At 52.9% G+C, this 257-nt stretch carries 1 protein-coding gene; it reads left to right on the top strand.

Annotation, left to right across the window (positions count from 1 at the left end; translation table 11 throughout):
- A partial coding sequence (locus tag R2R70_RS21405) for an efflux RND transporter permease subunit (RefSeq protein ID WP_410979110.1) occupies positions 1 to 257 on the top strand: 257 nt, incomplete at both ends.

A 257-nucleotide genomic window follows, 5' to 3' on the forward strand; every position in this document is an offset into this window, starting at 1 on the left:
GAACAGGCCATTGTGATGAATGTTCAGCGCCAGCCCGGTGCTAACATTATCTCCACCGCCGACAGCATCCGGCAGATGCTGCCACAGCTCACCGAGAGTCTGCCGAAATCGGTGAAGGTAACAGTGCTTTCCGATCGCACCACCAATATCCGCGCATCGGTCAACGATACCCAGTTTGAATTGATGATGGCTATCGCGCTGGTAGTCATGATTATCTACCTGTTTTTGCGCAATATTCCGGCGACCATCATTCCCGG

It is taken from the genome of Cobetia sp. SIMBA_158 (genome assembly GCF_046566945.1).
GTDB classification, from domain to species: Bacteria; Pseudomonadota; Gammaproteobacteria; order Pseudomonadales; family Halomonadaceae; genus Cobetia; species Cobetia amphilecti.